10 protein-coding genes are annotated in these 8,760 nt (G+C 50.2%); 6 read left to right on the top strand and 4 right to left on the bottom strand.

Annotated features, from left to right (window positions below; all coding sequences use genetic code 11):
* Positions 1-881: FGGY family carbohydrate kinase (locus AC06ND_RS08250; RefSeq protein ID WP_475678508.1), on the top strand; the 881-nt coding region annotated here is incomplete at its 5' end.
* Positions 882-935: 54 nt separating this feature from the next.
* Here the strand turns inward: AC06ND_RS08250 and AC06ND_RS08245 are convergent.
* Positions 936-1,865 carry an alpha/beta hydrolase gene (locus AC06ND_RS08245; RefSeq protein ID WP_475678507.1) on the bottom strand — a complete coding sequence of 310 codons (930 nt, stop codon included), beginning with the start codon at positions 1,863-1,865 and terminating at the stop codon, positions 936-938.
* 179 nt (positions 1,866-2,044) lie between these two features.
* On the opposite strand from AC06ND_RS08245, the gene lysA reads away from it, so the two are divergent.
* The 5 genes from lysA to AC06ND_RS08220 all read left to right on the top strand — a co-directional run bounded on the left by lysA (position 2,045) and on the right by AC06ND_RS08220 (position 6,118).
* The gene (gene lysA / locus AC06ND_RS08240) at positions 2,045-3,202 is read left to right on the top strand and encodes a diaminopimelate decarboxylase (RefSeq protein WP_475678506.1); all 1,158 of its coding nucleotides are present in this window, start codon (positions 2,045-2,047) and stop codon (positions 3,200-3,202) included.
* 17 nt (positions 3,203-3,219) lie between these two features.
* A complete protein-coding gene (gene purU / locus AC06ND_RS08235; RefSeq protein ID WP_475678505.1) occupies positions 3,220-4,077 on the top strand; it encodes a formyltetrahydrofolate deformylase in 858 nt (285 codons plus the stop codon).
* Positions 4,078-4,596: a 3'-5' exoribonuclease domain-containing protein gene (locus AC06ND_RS08230; RefSeq protein WP_475678504.1), complete on the top strand. Its 519-nt coding sequence runs from the start codon at positions 4,078-4,080 to the stop codon at positions 4,594-4,596.
* 146 nt (positions 4,597-4,742) lie between these two features.
* Positions 4,743-5,105 carry a toxin gene (locus tag AC06ND_RS08225; protein ID WP_475678503.1) on the top strand — a complete coding sequence of 121 codons (363 nt, stop codon included), beginning with the start codon at positions 4,743-4,745 and terminating at the stop codon, positions 5,103-5,105.
* A gap of 2 nt (positions 5,106-5,107) precedes the next feature.
* Positions 5,108-6,118 (top strand): type II toxin-antitoxin system antitoxin SocA domain-containing protein, encoded by a 1,011-nt coding sequence (locus tag AC06ND_RS08220; RefSeq protein ID WP_475678502.1) that lies wholly within the window; start codon positions 5,108-5,110, stop codon positions 6,116-6,118.
* A gap of 159 nt (positions 6,119-6,277) precedes the next feature.
* Here AC06ND_RS08220 and AC06ND_RS08215 read toward each other — a convergent pair whose 3' ends face one another.
* The 3 genes from AC06ND_RS08215 to AC06ND_RS08205 all read right to left on the bottom strand — a co-directional run.
* Complete coding sequence (locus AC06ND_RS08215) at positions 6,278-7,684, bottom strand: fibrobacter succinogenes major paralogous domain-containing protein (protein ID WP_475678501.1); 1,407 nt, start codon at positions 7,682-7,684, stop codon at positions 6,278-6,280.
* Positions 7,685-7,700: 16 nt separating this feature from the next.
* On the bottom strand, positions 7,701-7,847 hold the full coding sequence (locus tag AC06ND_RS08210; protein ID WP_475678500.1) for a hypothetical protein: 147 nt from the start codon (positions 7,845-7,847) through the stop codon (positions 7,701-7,703).
* Positions 7,848-8,111: 264 nt separating this feature from the next.
* Positions 8,112-8,760, bottom strand: a 649-nt coding sequence (locus AC06ND_RS08205; protein ID WP_475678499.1) for an alpha/beta hydrolase, incomplete at its 5' end; no start/stop codon positions are given.

The raw sequence follows: 8,760 nt of genomic DNA, 5'->3' as shown, positions 1-8,760 counted from the left end.
AGCTCCTCGACATCCTCGGGGTCCCGGCATCCATGATGCCGAAGGTATGCTCAAGCTCCGAGATCTACGGAGAGACCTCCCTCCTCGGAGGCAATGTCCCTGTCGCAGGCATTGCCGGCGACCAGCAGGCCGCCCTTTTCGGACAGATGTGCACAGAGCCGGGCTCAGTCAAGAACACCTACGGCACCGGATGCTTCCTGCTGATGAACAGCGGCACGACCCCTATCATGTCCCGCAACAACCTGCTCACCACCATCGCATGGAAGATAGGAGATCAGGTCAATTACGCGCTCGAAGGCTCGATCTTCGTAGCGGGATCGATCGTCCAGTGGCTGCGCGACGGACTCGGAATCATCAGGAAATCGTCAGACGTCGAGGCGCTCGCGACCTCGGTTCCGGATAACGGCGGTGTCTATCTCGTACCGGCGCTGACCGGTCTCGGCGCTCCCTATTGGGATCAGTACGCAAAGGGCAGCATACACGGTCTGTCTCGCGGTACCACGGCCGCGCACATCGCAAGGGCGGCGCTGGAGGGAATTGCCTTCCAGACCATGGACATAGTTGCGGCGATGGAAAGGGATGCGCAGATGCCGCTGGGCGAGCTCAAGGTGGACGGTGGAGCATCGAGGAACAACCTTCTCATGCAGTTCCAGTCCGACATTCTCGGCACGAAGGTGGTAAGGCCAGAAGTCACTGAGACCACGGCCCTCGGCGCGGCTTATCTTGCGGGACTCGCGGTGGGATTCTGGAAGAACATTGATGAACTGAAGATGCAATGGAAGGCTGAGCATGTATTCGAGGCTTCGGCAGACGAGGGAAAGGTTGCTGCTCTGAAAGCTGGATGGGCGGATGCCGTAGGGCGTACGCTGACTGACAAATGAAAAATGAGGCCGCCCCGTTTTTTTGGGGGCGGCCTCGTTTTTAGGCGTCAGAGACTATTTGAAAATCAGCTGTGCGAAGTTGTAGAGTCCATATTTCCAGACGACGAAGTTGTGCTCTCCGTCAGGATAGTTGATGAGGGTACAAGGGACGCCCTTCTCGTCGCAGTATGCCTTGAGCCTTGAGCTGTTGTACATGAGACCGTCCTTGCCGCCGCATACCATCCAGAGTACTTTGTTCTCCTTCTTCGTCTTCTCGATGTCCGGGATGAGCTGCTCAGGCATGCCTGTGTTAGGGGCAGATGAGAAGCCGCCTACGTAAGAGAAGAGCTCGAGATGACCGAGACCGAAGTTGAGTGACTGACCTCCGCCCATTGAGAGACCAGCGATAGCGCGATGGTCCTTGTCAGTATAGACGTTATACTTGCCCTCGATGAATGGGATGAGGTCGTTGATGAGGTCGTTCTCGAAGTTTGCGAACGCAGCAGAACCTGCATATACGTTGCCGATAGGGCGGTCGTCCTTCTGTGCACGACCGTTAGGCATGATGATGATCATGTCCTCGACCTTTCCGTCAGCATAGAGGTTGTCCATGATCACATTCGGAACACCCTGGAGCCATTCCTTCTCGTCACCTCCGATACCGTGGAGAAGGTAGAGAACGCTGTATTTCTTCGAAGCGTCGAACTTTGGTGGAAGGTATACGGTAGCCCTACGGGTCGTGTCTGTGGTCTGCGAGAAGTACTCGATGGTCTCGAGGGTGCCATGGTCTATTCCATGACGCTCGACGTCAAATCCCTCAGGTTCTGCTACATAAGGGTCGAAGTTGCAGCTGACCTGCATCATTCCGAACATTCCGGTTGTGTTAGGCTCGCGGTTTCCGCCTGGCATTCCGCCTGGTCTTCCTGGCATTCCGCTGCCTGGCTGTGCGTTGAGTGTGATGGCTGCGCATACGAGTGCGGCAAGGGTGATAAGTGTCTTTTTCATGTTATCTGATGTTGTTGTTCTTCGTGTTCGTCAAATATGGCTATAATTTGATGAAATCAGCAGGCTTTGGTTTAATGTTCATCAAGTAAAAGACTAACAGGGGCGTGTTCTTGCATTTTAATTCACGAATCCTTACCTTTGCCTTTCTTACGGACTAACGAAAAAGAATATTTAAGACTATGCTCAGCAGACAATTGGCGTCTACCCTCGTAGAGAAGGAAACCCCATTCTATCTTTATGACATCGACCTGCTTCGTCAGACTCTCGAGTCTCTTACTTCAGTGGCAAGCAAGTACAACTACGCAATACATTATGCCATCAAGGCTAACTATGATCCGCACATCCTCCAGGTGATCCGCGAATACGGACTCGGCATCGACTGTGCCAGCGGCAATGAGGTTCGCTGCGCCATCGAGGCCGGCTTCGACCCTAAGACCATCGTGTACGCAGGTGTCGGCAAAAAGGACAAGGAGATCAAGTACGCCATTGAGCAGGAGATATTCTCCATCAATGTCGAGAGCATGGAAGAGCTCTGGGTCATCGACCGCTTCGCCGGTGAGATGGGCAAGAAGGTGAACGTGGGTCTCCGCGTGAACCCTGATATCGACCCTATGACCAACAAGTGTATCGACACAGGTCAGGCAGACAGCAAGTTCGGTATCTCTTACGAGATGATACTCGAGAGGGCTTCTGATATCAAGCAGCTCAAGAACGTGAACATCAAGGGTATGCACCTCCATATCGGTTCGCAGATCCGCGAGCTTCATGTATTCGAATACCTCTGCAACAAGGTCAACGTCATCGTCGAGAACCTTACCAACCTCGGATTCGAGCTCGATTTCGTCGATGTCGGCGGCGGACTCGGAATCAACTATGACATGCCTGAGAACGAGCCTATCCCTAACTTCGCATCCGTATTCTCAATCATCAACTCTCACCTCCGCGTAGGTGACCGTCAGGTGCATTTCGAGTTCGGCAGGTCCATAGTAGGAGAGTGTGGTGAGCTCATCACCCGCGTGCTCTACAACAAGACCACCGCGACCGGTCGCAAGCTCGTGATCGTTGACTCCAGCATGACCGAACTCATCCGTCCTGCACTTTACGGAGCATACCACTCAATCGAGAACATCACCTCTACTTCTCCTAAGAAGGAGCGTTACACCATCGTGGGAACTGCTTGTGAGTCTACCGATGTCTTCTCAGACAGCCTTACTCTTCCAGAGACCCGCCGTGGCGACCTTCTCACCATCAAGTCAGCAGGTGCGTACGGTATGTCTATGGCATCTCGCTACAACCAGCACGACCTCCCAGGCGCCGTTTACAGCGATCAGCTCTAGTCGACGGAGGGATTGCCATGGGAACTACAGCGAAGTTGCTTCTGCACTGCCCGGACAGGCAGGGCATCGTGACCGAAATCACGAACTTCATCTCCGTCAACAACGGAAACATCGTATATACCGACCAGTACGTGGACAGGATCAACAACGTCCTGTTCATGAGGCTGGAGTGGGAGCTTGAGGGCTTCACCATTCCTCGCGATCAGATCAAGGAGTACTTCCGCACTATATTCGCGAAGAAGTTCGATATGGAATTCGGAATCTACTTCAGCGACGTGAAGCCGAGGATGGCTCTCTTCGTGAGCAAGCAGAACCATTGTCTCTTCGACATACTTGCGCGCTACACCGCAGGCGAGTGGGAGGTTGAGATTCCATGCATCGTCAGCAACCATGAGGACCTCCGTCCTGTTGCCGAGCGCTTCGGAATCCCTTACTACTGCTTCCCGATCAACAAGAGCAACAAGGACGAGCTCGAGCCTAAGGAGATGGCTCTCCTCGAGGAGCTTGGCATCAATTTCATCGTGCTTGCCAAGTATATGCAGATCATTTCTCCGAAGATGATCGAGAAGTATCCTCACAACATCATCAACATCCACCACTCATTCCTTCCTGCCTTCATCGGCGCGAAGCCTTACCATCAGGCGTTCGAGAGGGGAGTGAAGATCATCGGTGCGACCAGTCACTATGTGACAGAGGATCTCGACGCAGGTCCTATCATCGAGCAGGATGTAATCAGGATCTCCCACAAGGATACCCCTGAGACTCTCGTCTACAAGGGAAAGGACCTTGAGAAGATCGTCCTCAGCCGTGCCGTGCTCAAGCACATAGACCGCAAGATTCTTACATATAAGAATAAGACGGTCATCTTCGAGTAAATGCGCAGGGGAATAGCAATCGACTTCGAGACGGCTAACGAATGTCCTACGAGCGTGTGCAGCGTCGGTGCCGTACTGTTCGAGGATGGGGAAGTTGTGCGCTCATTTTATAGCCTTATCCAACCCGAACCAAACTACTACAAATGGTTCTGCCAGAGGGTGCATGGGCTGGGTCACTGCGACACGGATGATGCTCCCGTGTTCCCCTATGTGTGGGAAGCCCTGGAGAGGGAGATTGGTCAGGGACTGTCCCTCGAGGAGATGGGGATTCCTTTCGTCGCGCATAACAGCCGGTTCGACGAAGGCTGCCTCAGGGCAGTGTTCTCCGTCTATGGCATGACCTATCCCGACTACGAGTTCCGAGATACCCTTACCGCATCAAGGCGCCATTACGGAAACATGCTTCCGAACCATCAGTTGCAGACGGTTGCACAAGCATGCGGTTATTCTCTCGAGAACCATCACCACGCGCTCGCAGATGCCGAGGCCTGCGCCGCGATCGCGATGAGGATTCTCTGAGTTTTGTGACGGCTGGCTTCATTTTCCCTGTTTTTTTTGAGTTCGTGGCGGTGTGTTTGTGACGAAAGATTTTGCCATAAAGTCGAATAATTGTATTTTTGTGCCATGATGTACCACCTTAACGTGTGATAGATATTGGTAACGATATGGCGACAAGAGGCGAAGTGGAACTGTTTCTTAATCAGTTCAAGGTGAAGTTGGAGATTTGGGGTATATTCTTCTTGGATAACAGGGAGAAGAACAAGGAGACGATGTCTTTCCTGAATTTCCGTAGTATAGATCGCTTGAATGTGGTGAAGAGCATAGAGGTGGAGAACTATTCTGAGGGACCGATAAAGGATCAGCTGAATGGCTTTGGCGAGATGTGGGTATTTGGAAAGGATGTTGAGGGTCACGAAATCTACATCAAGATTACTTTAGGCCGTCCTGGCAATAATACAATCTGCATCTCGTTCCATGTTGCAGAACATCCGATGCAGTATCCGTTTAAAGAAGTCAAGGAAGAATGACTATGCTGAACGACGAAAAGAATTTGGTGAGTCCGATCACCGGCGGACATATGATCCTTAAGTGGGACTTGGAAAAAATCGAGTACCGCAAGGATATGTATGAAGTGTGGTATCCTTACTATGAATGTGTGGACACCGGAAATCGCTTTACTACAACGGAAAGCGATGGCGTGTGGTGTCATCAGATGCACGAAAAATATTGCCAGAAATATGGCATCCCTTACACGGACGAGATCATTGCCCTCAGGGAGAGGTATGGACTTTCTGCCCAGAAGATGTCCCTGATTCTTGGATTCGGCGAGAACCAGTGGCGAAAATACGAACAGGAGGAGATTCCGAGCGTGTCTAACGGACGCGTGATCCGTTCTGCTATGAATCCGAAAGTTATGATGGACTTCGTGAAGAGTGCCCGTGGTGTGCTGTCGGATAAGGAATATGAGGTGGTAAGTAGGAAAGTGCAGGCTATAATAGACCAACGAGAGGCAAGACGCATCGAAGAATATGAGATGGAAAGAGTTTTCGCCTTTGGCCGTGGAGAGGAGAATGGTTATGCTCCTTTGTCGCTTAAGCGTCTGAAGAACGTGATGCTCCGGGTGTTGGAGCAGTGTGACGAGATGTGGGTGACCAAGATGAACAAGATGCTTTTCTATATTGACTTCGTGTCATATCGCGAGAGGGGCATGGCAATGACGGGGTTGGCATATCGCGCTATTGACCACGGTCCTGTACCTGAACGCTGGGAAAAGGTGTATAGCGAATTTGACGAAATCGGACAAGAGCCTCGCGATATTGGAGAGTTCGGAGGACAGGTACTGGTGGCTAAGTCCAAGGCTGACGATGGCGTTCTTTCTGATGTGGAGATGACAATCATCGATGCCGTATGTGACAAGCTGAAGGATTGCTCTTCGCGCAAGGTGTCAGAAATAAGCCATGAAGAGAAGGCTTGGATCGAGAATCATGAGTACCACAGGATGATTCCTTATGCTGACGCCTTCGAACTAAGAATGATGTAGGGACTCACTTTGGGTTAGAGAATCATAGAAACTCATTTTGTGTTCGGTGGCTTCCGTGCCGCGAACTCAAAGAAGAGCACTTATCCTTGTCCGGATAGGTGCTCTTCTTTTTTATTATTTCTCTCTGCCGTTAGCAGATTTTACTTTGCGCGTATTCATCTAATTCTTTACAGCACGTACTGGAGCGCCCCAATGTCGAGCACAAGTAGTTACGTAAGCTTGACCATCCACTCCAAGGCGGGTCTCTAGAGCGAAAGCACTATCGTTTAAATTATTAACTCGAGTAGATGTCCAGTAATAGGTGAAATCACTCCAAGCGCCTTCATCATTCATATACGAATAGAAAGGTAAAAAGATTGACTTGCCTGTTGAATTACTTGTGATTCTAAGACCTGACATATATCCTTCCATACCCTCTACTACGCTGCATTTCGAAAGCAACTCTTCCATCTCTTCTTTTGTCGGAGAACGCCAGCCATTACCCAGGGCTGCTGCTGGGTCATCGGCAGATGCAAGAGTAACAAGATTGTCAGAATTATTGTACTTTGAAGCCTGCCATGTATTAGGGTCGTAGTTTGTCCAAGCATAAGAGTCCCAATCTATCATAGGGGTAGTATGTCCCCATGCAAAACGATATCCCGTATCTGCAGCTTTTTTTGCACCAACATTAAAAGACGCCCACTTGACAGAAAGGCCTAGATCCACAGCCTCAGGAATCGCATAAGATAGAGTAAACTTGCTTTCTGCAATCTTGATACCTTTGATAGTGCTAGGCCCTGTTGTAATTTCTTTGCCTGTAACTGTATATGTCTTCTCAATGTTTGTACTTGTGTCAAGAAGAGTGAATTCCCAAGTCTGTGTCGAATTGTTAACAGAGCTCACTGATGTGAAATTGAATGCAACGCCATCCTCATTTGCAACACCGACAGTGTATCTTCCATAGGAAGCGTTAGAAATTGAGATGTTGAATGTATTTAAGTATGGAACACCTACCTGAAGGCCTGGACACTTAAGCACATATCTTTTGGCATTTGCTGGATCAAGTTCTGTTATAACAACCTGAACCTTAGTAAGACTTTGCCATGAGTCGATATCAGCAGTGAGTGTGTTTGACTCGAAAGTATAGCTGATGGATCCATAGTTTGTATAAGCGATTGGCATAGCATATGAGTCAATATCTATGAACCGAGTGTCATTTGGGTAAAGATATTGACTTGTGTGTCTATACATGTTCCAATCGTTGTATCCTTCATAAAGAATGTACATGAAACCACTTTCTTCTGGAGTCTTGTTAAGAGTTCCGACAGACCATGTTGTTCCGTCGTAAGTCATGATAAGATCAGGGTTCTCATAGTTGATTTCATCAAACCACACATTGATCTTGTCGCCAGCAGTCCATCCGGTCTTGATGGCCTTGGTGTCGGCGGTGCCGTCGAGGTTGCCGACGGTGATGTTGAGTTTGATTTCTGGTGCGGTTGGCTGCTCGGCAGGGATCTCCTCCTTGTTGCATGATGCGAGGCTGAGTGCGGCTACTGCTGCCGCGAGGATTGTAAATACTTTCTTCATCTTCTTTCCTCCTTCACTACCATTCTTCCTCTTCGTTACCACCCCATGGGTTGCTGACTGTAACTGGCTGGTCACCGCTGGATGCGATGATCTCCTGTGACTGGATCTCGATCACAGAGATCTTTGGCGATACGTATTCGCCGTTGTTGATCTTTCTTTCCATTGAATTTTTTATTTGATTATTGATTGTTCCGTGATGGACATACGAATTCCTCCCGCAGTCATGAGACTGTAGGTGTGTAATTGTATGTAAGTAGTTGTTATTGAATTACTTGCGGCCCCCCCCTAAGCGAGGTGTGAGAACTAGATGTCTTGAACGGGGTAGTTAGCTTTATCATAGACTACAAATATAGCGTAAAATGAAGATAAACACAACAAGGAGGCCCTTGAAGGACCTCCTTGAATGTTATGGTGATGTTGTCACTAGTTATTCGATCTTGCGGACTTCGGTGTTGAGCCACCTTTCCATCTCGCCGACGAATTCACGCTTGAAGACTCTTTCTGACCAGCCCCAGCCGTGGCCGCCTGAAGGGTAGATGTGCATTGATGCGCTCACCTTGTTGGCAACGAGTGCCTCGTAGTACCTGAGGCTGTTGGCAACCGGTACGAGGAAGTCGTCAGATGAGAGGAGGATGAGAGCCGGAGGAGTGTTAGGGGTGACGTGCTTGTCGTTTGAGTAGAGGTCCACGAGCTCCTTCGAAGGATTCTCGCCGAGAAGGCCATCATAAGATCCTCTGTGGGTATATGAGAGGTCCATGGTGGTCACAGGGTAGAAGAGAATCTGGAATTCAGGACGGTTCTCGTCGCTGGTGAAGTGGGTGGCTGCGGTTGAAGCGAGGTGCCCGCCATCTGAGCATCCCATCACACCGACATGCTCGATTCCGAGATCCTTGCGTCCGCGCATGATCTTGATTGCTTCCTGTACGTCGCTGAGCGGAACGTCATGATGTCCTCTTGGGAGACGATACTCGAGGAGGCAGAAGGTGTAGCCGTGGGCATTGAACCAATCCTTGAAGTCACGACCCTCGTGGGTGTCCGAAAGCATTGCGTATCCGCCGCCTGGACATGCGATCACG

The sequence above is a fragment of the Candidatus Cryptobacteroides sp. genome, assembly GCF_056207615.1.
Note: the sequence above shows the minus strand (reverse complement) of the source record. Positions and strands in the feature narration are given on the sequence as shown.

Bases quoted from the DNA above. Each gene is read 5' to 3' on its own strand.
- AC06ND_RS08210 (WP_475678500.1), bottom strand. From the start codon at position 7,847: ATGGAAAGAAAGATCAACAACGGCGAATACGTATCGCCAAAGATCTCT.
- AC06ND_RS08245 (WP_475678507.1), bottom strand. From the start codon at position 1,865: ATGAAAAAGACACTTATCACCCTTGCCGCACTCGTATGCGCAGCCATC.
- lysA (WP_475678506.1), top strand. From the start codon at position 2,045: ATGCTCAGCAGACAATTGGCGTCTACCCTCGTAGAGAAGGAAACCCCA.
- AC06ND_RS08215 (WP_475678501.1), bottom strand. From the start codon at position 7,684: ATGAAGAAAGTATTTACAATCCTCGCGGCAGCAGTAGCCGCACTCAGC.
- AC06ND_RS08225 (WP_475678503.1), top strand. From the start codon at position 4,743: ATGGCGACAAGAGGCGAAGTGGAACTGTTTCTTAATCAGTTCAAGGTG.
- AC06ND_RS08230 (WP_475678504.1), top strand. From the start codon at position 4,078: ATGCGCAGGGGAATAGCAATCGACTTCGAGACGGCTAACGAATGTCCT.
- purU (WP_475678505.1), top strand. From the start codon at position 3,220: ATGGGAACTACAGCGAAGTTGCTTCTGCACTGCCCGGACAGGCAGGGC.
- AC06ND_RS08220 (WP_475678502.1), top strand. From the start codon at position 5,108: ATGCTGAACGACGAAAAGAATTTGGTGAGTCCGATCACCGGCGGACAT.